The sequence below is a fragment of the Streptomyces niger genome (assembly GCF_000718305.1).
Lineage (GTDB): Bacteria > Actinomycetota > Actinomycetes > Streptomycetales > Streptomycetaceae > Streptomyces > Streptomyces niger.
On the sequence record NZ_JOFQ01000001.1, the window covers coordinates 583,876 to 597,932 of the forward strand.

General features: G+C 73.1%; 16 protein-coding genes and 1 pseudogene. 11 read left to right on the forward strand and 6 right to left on the reverse strand.

Annotated elements, in window-relative coordinates; genetic code table 11:
• The first annotated feature begins 7 nt into the window (after window positions 1-7).
• The 4 genes and pseudogenes from gvpJ (at window position 8) to IF20_RS02655 (ending at window position 1,786) form a co-directional block, all read left to right on the forward strand.
• Window positions 8-364 carry a gas vesicle protein GvpJ gene (gvpJ, locus tag IF20_RS02640; protein ID WP_052863227.1) on the forward strand — a complete coding sequence of 119 codons (357 nt, stop codon included), beginning with the start codon at window positions 8-10 and terminating at the stop codon, window positions 362-364.
• On the forward strand, window positions 361-1,230 hold the full coding sequence (locus IF20_RS02645; protein WP_234426455.1) for a GvpL/GvpF family gas vesicle protein: 870 nt from the start codon (window positions 361-363) through the stop codon (window positions 1,228-1,230). The genes gvpJ and IF20_RS02645 overlap by 4 nt, the downstream gene beginning before the upstream one ends.
• Window positions 1,227-1,403 (forward strand): annotated as a pseudogene (locus IF20_RS40855) (gas vesicle protein); the annotation flags it as partial. The gene IF20_RS02645 and the pseudogene IF20_RS40855, both read left to right, overlap by 4 nt.
• A gap of 98 nt (window positions 1,404-1,501) precedes the next feature.
• Window positions 1,502-1,786: a gas vesicle protein K gene (locus IF20_RS02655; RefSeq protein WP_052863229.1), complete on the forward strand. Its 285-nt coding sequence runs from the start codon at window positions 1,502-1,504 to the stop codon at window positions 1,784-1,786.
• 143 nt (window positions 1,787-1,929) lie between these two features.
• Here IF20_RS02655 and IF20_RS02660 read toward each other — a convergent pair whose 3' ends face one another.
• Window positions 1,930-2,487, reverse strand: coding sequence for a hemerythrin domain-containing protein (locus IF20_RS02660; RefSeq protein WP_052863230.1), 558 nt, complete (start codon window positions 2,485-2,487; stop codon window positions 1,930-1,932).
• Between the two features lie 223 nt (window positions 2,488-2,710).
• Between IF20_RS02660 and IF20_RS02665 the strand changes: the two genes are divergently transcribed.
• The 4 genes from IF20_RS02665 to ligD all read left to right on the forward strand — a co-directional run bounded on the left by IF20_RS02665 (window position 2,711) and on the right by ligD (window position 5,688).
• Window positions 2,711-3,151, forward strand: a complete 441-nt coding sequence (locus tag IF20_RS02665) for an SPW repeat protein (RefSeq protein WP_052863231.1) — start codon at window positions 2,711-2,713, stop codon at window positions 3,149-3,151.
• Between the two features lie 335 nt (window positions 3,152-3,486).
• Window positions 3,487-3,903 (forward strand): VOC family protein, encoded by a 417-nt coding sequence (locus IF20_RS02670; protein ID WP_052863232.1) that lies wholly within the window; start codon window positions 3,487-3,489, stop codon window positions 3,901-3,903.
• 100 nt (window positions 3,904-4,003) lie between these two features.
• Window positions 4,004-4,672, forward strand: coding sequence for a DNA polymerase ligase N-terminal domain-containing protein (locus IF20_RS02675; protein WP_052863233.1), 669 nt, complete (start codon window positions 4,004-4,006; stop codon window positions 4,670-4,672).
• Between the two features lie 2 nt (window positions 4,673-4,674).
• Complete coding sequence (gene ligD / locus IF20_RS02680) at window positions 4,675-5,688, forward strand: non-homologous end-joining DNA ligase (protein WP_052863501.1); 1,014 nt, start codon at window positions 4,675-4,677, stop codon at window positions 5,686-5,688.
• Window positions 5,689-5,724: 36 nt separating this feature from the next.
• Here the strand turns inward: ligD and IF20_RS02685 are convergent, their stop codons facing one another.
• The 4 genes from IF20_RS02685 to IF20_RS02700 form a co-directional block, all read right to left on the reverse strand.
• Window positions 5,725-6,990 carry a cytochrome P450 gene (locus IF20_RS02685; protein ID WP_234426456.1) on the reverse strand — a complete coding sequence of 422 codons (1,266 nt, stop codon included), beginning with the start codon at window positions 6,988-6,990 and terminating at the stop codon, window positions 5,725-5,727.
• Between the two features lie 4 nt (window positions 6,991-6,994).
• Window positions 6,995-7,294, reverse strand: a complete 300-nt coding sequence (locus IF20_RS02690) for a hypothetical protein (protein WP_052863234.1) — start codon at window positions 7,292-7,294, stop codon at window positions 6,995-6,997.
• Window positions 7,295-7,425: 131 nt separating this feature from the next.
• The gene (locus tag IF20_RS02695; RefSeq protein ID WP_052863235.1) at window positions 7,426-8,097 is read right to left on the reverse strand and encodes an HAD family hydrolase; all 672 of its coding nucleotides are present in this window, start codon (window positions 8,095-8,097) and stop codon (window positions 7,426-7,428) included.
• Between the two features lie 271 nt (window positions 8,098-8,368).
• Window positions 8,369-9,565: a 4-hydroxybenzoate 3-monooxygenase gene (locus IF20_RS02700; RefSeq protein ID WP_052863236.1), complete on the reverse strand. Its 1,197-nt coding sequence runs from the start codon at window positions 9,563-9,565 to the stop codon at window positions 8,369-8,371.
• A gap of 237 nt (window positions 9,566-9,802) precedes the next feature.
• Between IF20_RS02700 and IF20_RS02705 the strand changes: the two genes are divergently transcribed.
• A complete protein-coding gene (locus IF20_RS02705) occupies window positions 9,803-11,497 on the forward strand; it encodes an IclR family transcriptional regulator domain-containing protein (RefSeq protein ID WP_052863237.1) in 1,695 nt (564 codons plus the stop codon).
• Window positions 11,498-11,513: 16 nt separating this feature from the next.
• Here IF20_RS02705 and IF20_RS02710 read toward each other — a convergent pair whose 3' ends face one another.
• Entirely contained in the window at window positions 11,514-12,002 is a 489-nt protein-coding gene (locus IF20_RS02710; protein ID WP_234426457.1) for a MarR family winged helix-turn-helix transcriptional regulator, read from the reverse strand.
• 226 nt (window positions 12,003-12,228) lie between these two features.
• Between IF20_RS02710 and IF20_RS02715 the strand changes: the two genes are divergently transcribed.
• Window positions 12,229-13,164 (forward strand): SDR family NAD(P)-dependent oxidoreductase, encoded by a 936-nt coding sequence (locus tag IF20_RS02715; protein WP_052863238.1) that lies wholly within the window; start codon window positions 12,229-12,231, stop codon window positions 13,162-13,164.
• Window positions 13,165-13,182: 18 nt separating this feature from the next.
• Window positions 13,183-14,049 (forward strand): amidohydrolase family protein, encoded by an 867-nt coding sequence (locus IF20_RS02720; protein WP_052863504.1) that lies wholly within the window; start codon window positions 13,183-13,185, stop codon window positions 14,047-14,049.
• The last annotated feature ends 8 nt before the right edge of the window (window positions 14,050-14,057 follow it).

Below are 14,057 nucleotides of genomic sequence, written 5' to 3' on the forward strand. Positions count from 1 at the left end.
GCGCCCCATGTCGTATCCCGCAACCGGCGCCGGCGGCGGCGCCAACCTCGCCGACATTCTCGAACGCGTCCTGGACCGTGGCGTGGTGATCGTCGGTGACATCCGCGTCAACCTGCTCGACATCGAACTCCTGACCATCAAGCTGCGGCTGATCGTGGCGTCGGTGGAACGTGCCGAACAGATGGGCATCGACTGGTGGCGGGACGACCCGTCCCTGTCGGCCGGCGCCCGCCGCCGCGAGGTGGACCGGGAGGACCGGCAGCAGCAGGACCTGGCTCGGGAGAACGCCGAGCTGCGCGAGCGCATCGCCGCCCTGGAGGGCCGGCGGGACGCGCTGGAGGACGGAAAGGAAGAGGCACCGTGACCACGCCTCACGACAACGGCCGGCTGACCTACGCCTACGCCGTTCTCCGCAGCGGCGCCCGGCCGCCGGCCGGCCTGCTCGGCATCGGGGAAGCGCCCGTGCACACCGTGACCGAAGGGCCGCTGGCCGCGCTGGTCTCCACGGTGCCGGCGGCCGAGTTCGACCAGCCCCAGGTCCACGAACGCCTGGAGGACCTGGCGTGGCTGGAAACGACCGCGCGGGCGCACCGCCGGGTCGTGGACGAGGCCGCGGCGGAGGTCGGCGTGCTGCCGCTGCGGCTGGTCACCGTCTACCGCGACGAGGACTCCGTCCGGGCCGTGCTGACCGCGAACGCGGAGCGGTTCGAACGGCTGCTGGCGCGGCTGGACGGCCGGCTGGAGTGGGGCGTCAAGGCGTACGCCCGTGCTCCGGAGGAACGGCGGCCGGCGGAGGGGCACGAGCCCACCGCGCCGCCGGCGCCCGGCGCGGAGTCCGGCCGGGAGTTCCTGCGACGACGGCTGCGCGACCGCAAGGTCAGGGACAGCGCGCGGCAGGAGTCCGACGGCCTGGCGCGGGCGGTGCACGACACGCTGACGCAGGCCGCCGAGGAGAGTCGGCTGCACCGCCCGCAGGACCCGAAGCTGGCCGAGGCCGTCGCCGCGTCCGGCGCCGCCGACGCCGACGGCCACGCCCCCACGGGGACCCGCGCCGCCGTGACCCGCGGCCCGAACGTGCTGAACGGCGCCTATCTGGTCCGCCGTGAGCAGGCCGGGGAGTTCGCCGAGCGGGTCGGGGAGCTGGCGGCCCGCTCCCCCGCCCTGCGGATCGAGCTGACCGGCCCCTGGGCGCCGTACTCCTTCACCGATCTGCCGGAGGAGGCACCATGAGCACCCCGCTCTCCAGCGCTCAGGTGACACTGGTCGATCTGCTGGACCGGCTGCTGGCCGGCGGCGTGGTGATCGCCGGGGACCTGACGCTGCGCATCGCGGACGTGGACCTGGTACGGGTGGACCTGCGCGCCCTGATCAGCTCGGTCAACGAGAACGTGCCGTCGCCGTTCGCCGGGCTCGCCCCGGAGGAGCCGGCGGCGGATCCGCTGCGGGTGACGGGGCCGTCGCGGGCCGCCGCCACGGTGCGGGTCGAGGAGGCGGTGCGGCCATGACCAGGCGGGTGGAGCTGGACGAGGAGAGCGTCGAGCGGGATCTCGTACGGCTGGTGCTGACCGTCGTGGAGCTGCTGCACCAGCTCATGGAGCGGCAGGCGCTGCGCCGGGTCGATCAGGGCGATCTGTCCGAGGACCAGGAGGAGCGCATCGGCATGACGCTGATGCTGCTGGAGCGCCGGATGGACGAGCTGTGCACGCGGTACGACGTGGGGCGCGACGAGCTCAATCTCGATCTGGGGCCGCTGGGTTCCCTGCTCCCGAGGGAGGGGGACGGGTAGCGACCCGGTAGCCGTTGGCCGGAAAGCTCCGTGGGTCGGGCGTGCCGGGTGCCGACGCCACGGACCGACGGCCCCGCCGCTGAGGCGGGGCCGTCTGTGCGTTCACCGGCCCGATGAACCGGCCGTCACGGCAGGCCGGCCGGTCAGCCCTTGCCCATGGCGGCGCGTATGGCGTCCTTGGTGCGGTCCACCACGGACGCGAACGGGGTCGCGACCGCGCTCTTCAGCCCGGTCTCGGTGCCCGGGTGCGGGTGCGTGGGCGCCACTGCCTCGGCGGCCTCGACCGCTATGGCCAGCCCCCGCATCGCCCGCTGGTCGGAGACCGCGCGCAGGTGGGTGAACTCGTTCTTCTCCTCCGCCTTGGCGTGCTCCAGCACGGCCCGCTGGAGCTGCTTGAAGAGGTCGACGAACTCCTGCGACTCGGTATCCATGTCCTCCAGCCTGCTGAGCGTCTCCTTGGCGCTCTTCTCCTCCTTCAACCGGTCGTCGACCACCTTCTCGCCGCCCTCGACGTGGTCGCGGATGTAGGGGTGGACGACCTCTTCCTCTGCCGTCTCGTGCACCGCCAGCAGACGTACGACGCGGTGGAAGGCGGCCTTGCGCTCCTCGCCCTTGCTGTTCACGACGTCGTCCAGGAGGCGGCGGATCTGCTGGTGCTGCTGCTCGAGCAGCTCCACGACGTTCTTCTGCTTCTCGGCCATGTCGTGCGGGCCCCTCTCGTCTCGTCGTGCGGGACGGCGGACGAGTACCCCGGCCGCCACCGCCCGAGACGACCGGAACCGGCCGCACCGCGAGCCGGTGGTGGGGCCGGAATCGGATTTACCGCCCTCCGCTACACATAAGGGCGAAATAAGCGCAAGATAGCTCTAGCGGCGCCTGCCACTCCAGGAGACAGGGCCGCAGAGTTCGAAGGAGACGAGTCTGATGGCAGACGTCTCACACACCAGAGGCGATATCGCCAGTCACCCTGATGTTCCCGAGATGCGGGACCGGTACGCCCGCATGCTCGGCGGTCGCGATGTGGCGCTCGTGGACGGACCGGTCTTCCTCGTCGGTCTGTACTGCGCCATCTCGCCCTGGACACTCCACTTCACCGCGAGCCAGCCCGCCCTTGTGACCCACAACCTCATCCTGGGCATCGCGATCGGCCTGCTGGCGCTGGGCTTCACCGTCACACCGGAGCGGATGTACGGCATGAGCTGGGCCATGTCCGCCATCGGCGCCTGGCTGATCATCTCGCCGTGGATCGTCGGCAGCAGCCCCGACGCGGGAGTCGTCTGGAACAACGTCGTCGTCGGCGCCCTGACCGTGCTGCTCGGGATGGCGTGTGCGGGCGCTGCCGCAAAGGTCGGCAAGCGACCGTAGCGGACGGCGGAACACCGTGGCGGACGGTGGAACGACGAAAGGAAACACATCGACAAGCCCACCGACAAGCACACCGACAAGCACATCGAGAAGCACATCGAGAAGCACTTCGACAGCCGAAGACAGCCGAACACCGACAGGTCGGCCGGTCCGCCCGCGGACCGGCCGACGCACGCGCCCCTCGGCCGCCCCCACTCCCCCGTACCCCTCCCGGTCCCGCCCGGTGCATGAAGCGGCGGCGTACGGATACCCGGACCGGCACCACCCGGCGACGGCCGGGCGGCCCACTCCGGCGGGCGGCACCGCCGGACGGCCCGGAACGGGAGACACAGGTGATGGCAGAGAACGCGGACACCGGCCTCTTCGACGAAGCCTTCGTCTACGTGGAGGCCGCGGTGGTGGTGCTGGACTGTGCGGAGCCCGAGCCGGTGGCGGAGTTCTACGCGAAGCTCATAGGCGCCGAGCTGCCGTCGGAGATGGGCGTCGAGCTCATCGAGATCACCGGCCGCCACGGCACGCGGATCGCGTTCCGGCGGGACCACGGCGCGGCCCCGCCCTCATGGCCCCGGCCCGACGACTCCCAGCAGGCCCATCTGCACCTGCTGGTGCCGCGGGACCGCATGGACGACGTGGAGCGCCAGGTGATCGACTACGGCGGGCGGCCGATGGAGACCCCGCGCAAGGAGGGCATGGAGGAGCTGCGCTTCTTCTCGGACCCCGCGGGCCATCCCTTCGTGCTGCGCTCCATGTGACCACCGGCCACGGCAGTACCGCCCGGCACGCTCCCGCATGCGCCGTACGTGCCGGTGCGCGAGAGTGACACCAGCGGCCATCGGCAGGAAAGGGGTTGCCGTGAAGGGCGAGCGAGGCCTCACGACGTATCAGAGCAAGCGCGACTTCGAGCGGACCCGTGAGCCGCAGGGGCGGCAGGCCTCCGGCGCGCCGCCCGCCGACGGCGCCGATCCGGTCTTCGTCGTGCAGATCCACGACGCCTCCACCATGCACTTCGACTTCCGGCTGGAGGTGGACGGCGTCCTGAAGTCCTGGTCGGTGCCGAAGGGCCCGTCCACCGACCCGCACGACAAGCGGCTGGCCATGCCCACGGAGGACCACCCGATGGAGTACCGGGAGTTCGAAGGGGTGATCCCGAAGGGCGAGTACGGCGGCGGCACGGTCATCGTGTGGGACCAGGGCACGTACCGCCCGCTGCCCCCGAAGAAGCGCAAGGACCGCGACGCGACCTTCGCGGAGCGGCTGGAGCACGGGCACGTGACGTTCTGGATGGACGGCGACAAGCTGCACGGCGGCTACGCGCTGACCCGCTTCCGCACCGCCGAGAACGAGGGCCGGGAGTCCTGGCTGCTGGTGAAGGAGAACGACGAGCGGGCCGGGCAGCGCGGCGCCCCGGACCCGCGCCGGGCCAAGTCGGCGCGCAGCGGCCGGACGCTCGGACAGGTCGCGGCCGACGAGGGCACCGAGGACTCCGGGGCCGGCAAGGGCGCAGGGCGGAAGGGGAAGTGACCGTGGCGGGCCTCCTGGAGTCACTGCCCGGCGCACAACGACGGCTGCTGGCCGACGCGCCCTCGGGCGCGGAGCTGGCAGCCCACCCCATGCTCGCGGTCCTGACCGACCGCAGGGACTTCGACCGGGACTGGATCTTCGAGCGCAAGCTCGACGGGGTCCGGGCGCTGGCCGTACGCGACGGCGACCACGCCACGCTGCTGTCCCGCACCGGCCGCTCGATGGCCGGCACGTATCCGGAGATCGTCGACGCGCTGGCGGCGCAGGGCTGCCGGGACTTCGTGGTGGACGGCGAGGTCGTCGCCTTCTCCGGCGGCCGTACCGAGTTCTCCCGCCTCCAGCAGCGGATGGGCATCACCGACCCCGAACAGGCCCGCGCCAGCTCGGTGGCGGTCACGTACTACGTCTTCGACCTGCTGCGACTGGACGGCCAGGACCTCACCCGGCTGCCGCTGCGCACCCGCAAGTCGCTGCTCCGCCGCGCCCTGCGCTTCGTCTCCCCGCTGCGCTTCACCCCGCACCGGAACCAGGGCGGCCCGGCGGAGCTGGCCGACGCCTGTGAGCGCGGCTGGGAGGGCCTGATCGCCAAGCGCGCCGACGGGCCGTACGTGCCGCGCCGCTCCGGCGACTGGCTGAAACTGAAGTGCGCCCGCGGCCAGGAGTTCGTCATCGGCGGCTGGACCGAGCCGGCCGGCAGCCGCGTCGGCTTCGGGGCCCTGCTGCTCGGCTACCACGCGAACGGGACACTGCGGTACGCCGGCAAGGTCGGCACCGGCTACGACCGGACGACGCTGCACCGCATCCGTGGCCTCCTGGACGAGCGCGAGCAGACCCGCTCGCCCTTCGGGGACCCGGTACGGGAGCGCGGCGCGCACTGGGTGCGCCCCGAGCTGGTCGCCGAGGTGGGCTTCACCGAGTGGACCCGGGACGGCATGCTCCGCCACCCCCGCTTCCTCGGCCTACGGGACGACAAGCAGCCCGCCGAGGTGGTACGCGAGGAGCCCCGGGCGGCGTGAAGCCCGCCCGGGGCCGTGCGCCCCGCCGATCCGTGCTCAGTGCACGTCGGTGACGGCGAAGCCCTCGCCGACCATGGAGGGGACCCGGTGCAGCGGGATGCTCAGGTCCTGCTCCGGTACCCGGTACTCCAGCCGGGCCAGCAGCGGGACGAGCGTCTGGAGGAGAGCGAGCACGATGTCCTCGCCCGGGCAGCGGTGTCCGCCGGAGACCTCGCCGCCGCCCTGCGGGATGAGGTCGTCGCGCCCCGGCTCGGCGTCCGTGAAGCGCGTCGGGTCGAAGGTGTACGGGCGCGGCCACAGCTCGGGATCGTGCAGGTACCCGTAGACGTCGAGCAGCACCATCGTGCCGGCGTCGACGGTCTCGCCCTGCCAGTCCAGGTCGCGGGCCGCCAGGCCGCCGAGGAACGGCACGAAGGGGTAGAAGCGCCGTACCTCGTGCGCGAAGGCCCGGGCGTACGTGCTGTCGCCCTTGGCGAGCGGCGCGCGGTGCTCCGGCCAGCGGTGCAGCGCGTGCGCCGCGTACATCAGGAACCAGGCGACCGCGACGGTGGGCCGGATGACGTTGAGGATCTCCACTGCGGCCGTGTGCGCGTCCAGCGGGGAGCCGTCGGCCTCGTGGTGCCGGGCCACCTCCGCCAGCGCCGCGCCGGTCGGCGCGGCGTGCTCGGTGGGGCCGGTGCGCCGGATGTCCTCGATGCGGCGGGCCAGCCGTTCCTCCTGGCGGCGGCGGGCGCGGCGGGCCCGCCAGTGGCGCGGCCCCGGTGTCGCGAAGCCGTCCACCATGGTGACGAGGTCGTCCGCCGTCTCCCGGGCCTCCGCGTCGTCGAGCGCGATGCCCGCCCACTCGCAGACCGTACGGGCGAGGAGCAGCGCGAACGCGTCGAAGAGGACGACCTGGGTCCGTCCCGACCAGTCGGCGCGGGCGCGCTCCCACTCGGCGGCCGCGCGCTCGGTCAGGTCGGTGATGGACTCCCGGTCCTTCAGGAGGTGGACGAAGAGGGCCTTGCGTACGCGGTGCTGCTCGCCGTCGAGCGTGTGCACGGCACCGCGGCCGAAGAGTGTGTCGAGCACCGGTCCCGGCAGTGCGTCGCGCCGGTGGATGTGGCTCTCGTCGTAGAAGAACCGCACGGCGTCGCGGCCGTGCAGGGCGATCGCCGGCTTGCCCAGCAGCCGGGTGCGGACCGGCGCGCCGCCGTTGCGGCGCCGCCGGTCCGGCAGCCAGGCATACCCCTCCAGCAGGAGCGGCAGGGTGCTGTCGGAGAGGCCAGACAGGCCAGACAGGGCGGACAGGGGCGCTGCCACGGCTTCAGTCCTCCTCCGCGCGCGGGGGCCGGGTGTGCTCGGGCCGCTCCGGGGCGCGCCGGGTGCCGGCCTCGGCACGGGCGTCCTCGTCGACGTCCTCCTGCGCGTCCAGGCTGGTGGTCAGCGGGTCGCCGCTCTCGCCGACGACGTGCCGCTCCTCCTCGGGCTCCGCCACCCGGGTCTCGGCGTCCTCGAACTCGGCCAGCACTTCCTTCGCCGCGGTGTCGCGGTCCCGGGGATCGCCCCGGCCCGCTCCCTTCGCTGCGCTGGAGCCGTTCTCGTCGTGTTCATTCTTCCGCGTCATAACACTCCGTTCCGTCCTTGCGGGACCGTCCGGGTGCCCGCCGTGCGGGCCTCAACTCATGATGGTGGGCCACGTCATATCCGGCATCACGAGGCCTTCCGCCGGCCCCTCTCCCCGTCCGTCACCTCGGCCTACCCGTCCGTCACCTCGGCGAGGAGGCTGTCGTCCAGCCGGTCCAGCAGTTCGGCGGGGTCGGCGTAGACCTCCGAAGCGCCGGCCTCCACCAGGTCGGCGCGCGGGATGCCGCCGCAGAGCAGGGCGATGGCGCGGACGCCCGCGCGGGTCGCGGCCTGCATGTCGTAGACCGAGTCCCCCACGAACACGGCCTGCTCGGCGGGCACGCCGGCCAGCTCCCGGGCGTACTCCACGGGCTCCGGCGCGGGCTTGCCCTCGCTCACGTCGTCGGCGCTCGCGGTGTCCGTGATGGCGTCGTCGGCGTCGATGGCCCGGCGCAGCGCGCCCAGCTCGTATCCGCCCGCCGAGGTGACCAGGATGTTGCGCCAGCCACGCTCGGCGAGGGCGCGCAGCAGGTCGCCGGCGCCCGGCAGTGCGGGCAGCCGGTCGAAGTACGTCCCGTACAGCGTCTTGTGCGCGGCGCTGATGTCCGCGTCCCGGCTCGTGTCGCGGTCCTCCCCCAGTACGTGGCCGATCAGGTCGCTCGACGGGCGTCCGAGGGCGTGGTGGATGTCGGTCATCGCCACGTGGTGGCCACGCTGCCGGAACGCCTCCCACCAGGCGGTGACGTGCAGGTGGTTGGTGTCCGCGAGCGTGCCGTCGACGTCGAAGAGTGCGGCGCGTGCCATGGGTGTGCCTTTCCGTCCGGGACCTACGCAGTACCCGCGTACCCGTCACAGCGTGACCACGCCTCCGCCGCCCCGCCGACCCGCACCGTCCGAACGGGTGAGGCGGAGTACGGCAAGGGGGCCGGCCGCAGTGGCCTACCGCTGGGCGGACCACCTCGGGATCGGGATGGGCGGCACGGCGCGGGTCGCGGCGTGCCGCCCTGGTGGTGTGGGCGGGGGCGGTCGGCGGGCGTGCGCTGGTGCGGAGCGCCCGCCGACCGCCGGGAGCGGCTCAGCCCGTCGGGCCGGTGGGCAGCGGCAGGCCCGTGTAGTTCTCGGCCAGCTCGGCCGCCGCGTGGTGGGAGGTCGCGACGCGGTCGAGCTGGGAGATCTGCAGGCGCGTCTCGAAGGGGGACTGGTCAGGGGCGGTGTGCAGGGTGGTGGTCATGAAGTACGAGAAGTGCTCGGCGCGCCAGACGCGGCGCAGGCAGGTGCCGGAGTAGGACTCCAGCAGGTCCGTGGCGCCGGTGGTGTGCCAGCGGGTCAGGGCGCGGGCCAGGACGATGACGTCGGCGGCGGCGAGGTTGAGGCCCTTGGCGCCGGTGGGCGGCACGATGTGCGCGGCGTCGCCGGCCAGCAGGACCCGGCCGTACGCCATCGGCTCGGTGACATGGCTGCGCATCGGCAGCACGGACTTGCTGGTGATCGGGCCGCGCTTCAGCCGCCATCCGGGGTCGGCGTCCAGGGCGAAGCGGGCGTCCAGCTCGTCCCAGATGCGGTCGTCGGACCACTCGGCGGGGTCGGTGCCGTTGGGGACCTGGAGGTAGAGCCGGCTGACGGACGGGGAGCGCATGCTGGCGAGCGCGAAGCCGCGGTCGGAGTGGGCGTAGATCAGCTCGTCGGCGGCGGGCGGCGCGTCGGCGAGGATGCCGAGCCAGGAGTACGGGTAGACGCGTTCGTACGTGGTGCGCAGGTGCTCGGGCACGGCGTTGCGGGCCACGCCGTGGAAGCCGTCGCAGCCGACGACGTAGTCGCAGGTGAGGGTCTGCTCCTCGCCCTCGCGGGTGTAGCGGATCGACGGGCGGTCGGTGTCGGCGCCCTCGACCGCGTGCACCTCAGCCTCGAAGAGCAGCGGGCCGCCCTCGGCGAGCTGGAGCGCGATCAGGTCCTTGACCACCTCGGTCTGTGCGTACACCGTCACCCGTCGGCCGTCGGCGAGGGAGGGGAAGTCGACGCGGTGCGCGCGCCGGTCGAAGCGCAGCTCGATCCCGTCGTGGACCATGCCCTCGGCGTCCAGCCGGGCCCCGGCGCCGCACGCCCGGAGGGCGTCCACGGTGGCCTGCTCCAGGATTCCGGCGCGCTGCCGCTGCTCGACGTACCGGCGGTCCCGGCTCTCCAGTACGACGCTGTCGATGCCCGCGGTGTGCAGCAGGCGGGCGAGCAGCAGGCCCGCGGGGCCGCCGCCGATGATCCCGACGGTGGTGTGCATACGTCTCTCCTCGTCGTCGAGGACGGGCCCGCTTTCCGACGTCCCAGCAAGCGGGCTTGTGCAGGATGTTCGCGTGGTGAATTATTATTCACTGGCGTTCCGCAGAGTTTGCGCGCGCCGCTGCCGGCTGTCAACGGTTCACCGGCAACGCCCCTGGTCCACCGCGATGCGGACCCTCGGTGCGGGCGGCCGCCCGCATTCCTTACGGTGTCCTGCACAGACCGCGACGGAGAGCCGATGCCACCGACCGACATGACGACGCCGCCCGCCGCCCCCGCCGGGGCGCCGGCCGAGGCGGTCACGCCGCTGATGCGCGGCATCGCCGTGCTGCGCCGGCTCACCAAGGCCGACGGCGCACTGAGCCCGAGCGAGCTGGAGCGCGCCACCGGCCTCGCCCGCTCCACCGTCGACCGGGTGACCGCGACGCTGGCGCGGATGGGCTACGTACGGCTGGACGGCCGGGACGCCGTGCTCACCCCGCGCGTCATGCAGCTGGGCAACGCCTACCTCGCCGCGCTGCGGCTGCCCGGCCTGCTCGGCGGGCACGCCGACGCGTTGGCCGACGCGCTGGACGAGTCGGTCTCGCTCGCGGTGTCCGACCGGGACGGCATCCGCTTCCTGCACCAGGCGACCCGCCGCCGCGCGATGTCCCTGAGCTTCCGCATCGGCGACCTGCTGCCGGCCGAGCGCACCGCGCCGGGCCCGCTCTTCGCCGCCGGCTGGTCCGAGGCGGAGTGGGCACGCTGGCGGGAGCGCCGGGCCGCCGATCCGGAGCACCGCGACTTCCCCGCCGTACCGCCGTACGACGCCGCCCGGGCCGCGACCGACGGCGCCCCCTTCGAGGAGCGCGCCCGGCAGGCGCGCGAACAGGGCTGGGCGCTGGACGACCAACTGATCGAGCCCGGACTGGTCGCACTGGCCGTACCGGTGCACGCCCCGGACGGCTCGGTCGTCTGCGCGGCGAGCGTGGTGAGCCACACCAGCCGGCACAGCGCCGCGTCCCTGCACGACACGCTGCTCCCCCGGCTGCGCGAGACGGTGGCCGCGATGGAGGAGGAGCTGCGCCGGGCGCAGGACGCGCCGCCCGAGCCCGGCCTCGCCCCGCCCCCGCCGCTCGCGGCCTGGACCGCCGCCTCGAAGCAGGAGCTGGGCCGGGAGTTCATCGAGTCGCTGGCCCGCGGCCTGACGGTACTGACGGCGTTCGGTACGGGCCGCGCCGAGCTGACGCTCTCCGCGGTCGCCGAGGCGACCGGGCTGGCCCGGGCCACCGCCCGCCGCGCCCTGATCACCCTGGAACACCTGGGGTACGTCGCTTCCGAGGGCCGCGCCTTCCGGCTCACGCCCCGGGTGCTGGCACTCGGTTATCCCGCGCTCTCGCGCACGACGCTTCCCCAGATCGCGGGACCCCATCTCGCCGCGCTCGCCGCGCGGGTGCACGACTCGGCGTCCCTGGCCGTGCTCGCGGGGGACGACATCCAGTACACGGCCCGGGTCGCCACCTCCCGCGTGATGAGCGTCAACCTCACCATCGGCACCCGGCTGCCCGCGTACGCCACCGCGATGGGCCGGGTCGCGCTGGCCGGCCTGTCGCCCGCCGAGCGGTCCGCGCGGCTCGCCCGCACCGAGCTGCGGCCGCTGACCCCGCGGACGGTGACCCGCGCCGCCGACCTCGCCGCACTCCTGGACCAGGTGGCCGACCAGGGCTACGCGCTGGTGGAGGACGAGTTGGAGGAAGGGCTCCGGTCGATCGCCGTACCGGTCCACAACGGCGCGGGGGACGTCGTGGCGGCCGTGAACGTCGCGATGCACACCGTCCGCCGCACCGCGGCGGAGTGCGTCACGGACATCCTGCCGGAGCTACGCACCACGGTGGCCGGCATCGAGGCGGACCTGCACATCGCGGGTCGGTTCACCCGCATCCCGACGGCCTGACGCGGGCCGCGTCGGCTCAGCCCTCGTCCCGCTGCTCGGCGACCCGCAGCAGCAGGGCGTGCAGCGTGTCGCGCTCCTCGGCGGTCAGCGGGCCGGTCAGTTCGTCGGTGACGCGGTGGCTGGCCTCGTCGGTGTCGCGGAGGTAGGCACGGCCCGCTTCGGCCAGGACGACGATGCGGCGGCGCCGGTCGGCGGGGGCCGGGCGGCGCTCGACGAGGCGGAGGCGTTCGAGGTCGTCGACGAGGCCGACGATGGCGCTGGGGTCGTAACCGAGCCGGACGCTCAATTCGCGCTGCGGGGCGCCCTCGACCGTGGCGAGGTACCGCAGGAGTGCGTAGTGCCGTAGCCGGAGGCCCGATTCCTGGAGGGCCGCGTTGAAGAGCTGACCGGAACGCAGGCCGAGCCGGTACAGCAGGTACCCGGTGTCGGCGTGCAGCCCCCGCATCCACGGCTCGTCGGCGTCGACGGGCCTGGCCTGGGCGGTGGGCGGTCCCTGGGGGGTCATGGCGCTCCCTGTTCCGAGCCCCGGTGCGGGGCGGTCTGTCCGGCTCTCCATCTCACCAGCGGGTCCAGCATGCCGCAGATTCGATTACGAGAACAACCATTGACGTCAACAACGATTGGTCTTAGCTTCGGTCACGGCGAGGCCGGCAGCCGACCACTCGCCGCACCCCACCCTTCCCGCTCACGTCAACTTCGTTGTGCAAAAAGCAAGTTGAGAGGACGTCACCGTGCCCGAATCTCCTGCCCACTCCCCCGTCGACCTCACCGGGAAGGTCGCCGTCGTGACCGGTTCCGGCCGCGGCCTGGGCCTCGCGTACGCCTCGGCGCTCGCCGCGGCCGGCGCGTCCGTCGTCGTCAACGACCTGGACGAGTCCGTGGCCGAGCAGGCCGCGAAGAGCATCACCGAGGCCGGCGGCCGGGCCGTCGCGGAGGCCGTCGCCGTCGGTACCACCGAGGCCGCCGACCGGCTGGTGGGCCGCGCCGTCGAGGAGTTCGGCCGACTGGACGTGATGGTCACCAACGCGGGCATCCTGCGCGACCGCGTGCTGTGGAAGATGACCGACGACGACTTCGACGCCGTGCTCACCACGCACCTCAAGGGCACGTTCACCTGCGCTCGCGCCGCCGCTGTGCGGATGCGGGAGCAGGGCGACGGCGGCCGGCTGATCCTGGTGGGCTCCCCCGCCGGGCAGCGCGGCAACTTCGGCCAGACCAACTACGCCGCCGCCAAGGCCGGCATCGCCGCCATGACGCGTACCTGGTCGATGGAGCTGGCGCGGGCCGGCATCACCGTCAACGCGATCGTGCCCGTCGCGGCGACCGCGATGACCGAGACGATCCCGGCGTTCGCGCCGTACGTCGAGGCGATGCGGCGCGGCGCTCCCCTGCCGGACTTCCTGCGCAAGGGCGAGGGCTTCGGCACGGCCGAGGACTGCGCCGCGCTGGTGCCGTTCCTCGCCTCGGACGCCGCGAAGGACGTCACGGGCCAGTGCGTCGGCATCGGCGGCGACAAGCTCGCGCTGTGGTCGCACCCGCAGGAGGTGTCGGTGGCGTACGCGGACGGGGGCTGGCGTCCGGAGACCGTCGCGGCGGCCTGGCACACGTCCGTGGGCCGCGAGCCGCAGTCCGTGGGCATCCCCGCGCCCGTGATCCCGGAGGCCTGAGCCATGACGACCCGCACCATGAACGTGGCCGAGCTGGTGGCCATCGACGTGCACACGCACGCCGAGGTCTCCGCCAAGGGGCAGGCCTCCCTCGACACCGAACTGGCCGACGCCTCCAGCGCGTACTTCAAGATCGAGGGCAACCGGAAGCCGACGCTGCCGGAGATCGCCGCGTACTACCGCGAGCGGAAGATGGCCGCCGTCGTCTTCACCGTGGACGCCGAGTCCGCGACCGGCACCGAGCCGGTACCGAACGAGGAGGTGGCCGAGGCCGCCGCCGACAACGCCGACGTGCTGATCCCGTTCGCCTCGCTCGACCCGCACCGCGGCAAGGCGGCGGTCAAGCAGGCGCGGCGGCTGGTGGAGGAGTACGGCGTACGCGGCTTCAAGTTCCACCCGAGCATCCAGGCGTTCTTCCCCAACGACCGGCTGGCGTACGGGCTGTACGAGGTCATCGAGGAGACCGGGGCGATCGCGCTCTTCCACACCGGGCAGACCGGCATCGGCGCCGGGGTGCCGGGCGGTGGCGGCATCCGGCTGAAGTACTCCAACCCGCTGCACGTCGACGACGTGGCCGCCGACTTCCCGCATCTGAAGATCATCCTCGCCCATCCGTCCTTCCCCTGGCAGGACGAGGCGCTGGCCGTCGCCACGCACAAGCCCGGGGTGCACATCGACCTGTCGGGCTGGTCGCCGAAGTACTTCCCGCCGCAGCTCGTGCAGTACGCCAACACCCTGCTCAAGGACAAGGTGCTCTTCGGCTCCGACTATCCCGTGCTCACGCCGGACCGCTGGCTCGCGGACTTCGAGAAGCTGGAGATCAAGGAAGCGGTCCGGCCGAAGATCCTCAAGGAGAACGCCGCCCGGCTGCTCGGGCTCGCCTGATCCCACCG

What these genes read in the sequence shown, in the direction of transcription:
- gvpJ (WP_052863227.1), top strand. Translation starts at nt 8, where the DNA reads ATGTCGTATCCCGCAACCGGCGCCGGCGGCGGCGCCAACCTCGCCGAC.
- IF20_RS02655 (WP_052863229.1), top strand. Translation starts at nt 1,502, where the DNA reads ATGACCAGGCGGGTGGAGCTGGACGAGGAGAGCGTCGAGCGGGATCTC.
- IF20_RS02660 (WP_052863230.1), bottom strand. Translation starts at nt 2,487, where the DNA reads ATGGCCGAGAAGCAGAAGAACGTCGTGGAGCTGCTCGAGCAGCAGCAC.
- IF20_RS02665 (WP_052863231.1), top strand. Translation starts at nt 2,711, where the DNA reads ATGGCAGACGTCTCACACACCAGAGGCGATATCGCCAGTCACCCTGAT.
- IF20_RS02670 (WP_052863232.1), top strand. Translation starts at nt 3,487, where the DNA reads ATGGCAGAGAACGCGGACACCGGCCTCTTCGACGAAGCCTTCGTCTAC.
- IF20_RS02690 (WP_052863234.1), bottom strand. Translation starts at nt 7,294, where the DNA reads ATGACGCGGAAGAATGAACACGACGAGAACGGCTCCAGCGCAGCGAAG.
- IF20_RS02695 (WP_052863235.1), bottom strand. Translation starts at nt 8,097, where the DNA reads ATGGCACGCGCCGCACTCTTCGACGTCGACGGCACGCTCGCGGACACC.
- IF20_RS02700 (WP_052863236.1), bottom strand. Translation starts at nt 9,565, where the DNA reads ATGCACACCACCGTCGGGATCATCGGCGGCGGCCCCGCGGGCCTGCTG.
- IF20_RS02705 (WP_052863237.1), top strand. Translation starts at nt 9,803, where the DNA reads ATGCCACCGACCGACATGACGACGCCGCCCGCCGCCCCCGCCGGGGCG.
- IF20_RS02710 (WP_234426457.1), bottom strand. Translation starts at nt 12,002, where the DNA reads ATGACCCCCCAGGGACCGCCCACCGCCCAGGCCAGGCCCGTCGACGCC.
- IF20_RS02720 (WP_052863504.1), top strand. Translation starts at nt 13,183, where the DNA reads ATGAACGTGGCCGAGCTGGTGGCCATCGACGTGCACACGCACGCCGAG.